The sequence below is a fragment of the Bradyrhizobium sp. Kon69 genome, assembly GCF_055807515.1.
Genome location: NZ_JBVVOS010000257.1, coordinates 1 through 299, shown reverse-complemented (window position 1 = coordinate 299; position 299 = coordinate 1). Strand labels below are relative to the sequence as shown.

Annotated in this window: 1 protein-coding gene; it reads right to left on the bottom strand. The window is 59.2% G+C overall.

Annotated elements, in window-relative coordinates:
* The coding region (locus tag AC0L3U_RS39065) for a hypothetical protein (protein WP_473365069.1) at nt 1–242 on the bottom strand (242 nt) is incomplete at its 3' end.
* Nucleotides 243–299: the final 57 nt, after the last annotated feature.

Sequence of the window (299 nt, the reverse complement as noted above, 5' to 3'; positions counted from 1 at the left end):
GAAGGGCGTGCATGGAGCCAACGTAAGGGGTAAATCTCCTTTTTGCTTCGCTTGGGCAGCTCAAGGATGGCCGCTGGCTTCTTTGGCATTGACGCCCCGGGCACTGCTGAATCCAGGAGGGCGGACAGCGTTGAGATGGCGTTGCGCTTAACGCCGGGCGACTTCCACTCACTGATGGTCATGGCCCTGCGCGGCAGCGTGGTTGTGATCAGGCCGATTCGCACCAGGGCCAGGCCGGGCATCCAAAGCCAAATTGACCTTGCGCAACTGCGGCTGTAAATTCTGCGGTCAATTAGTCA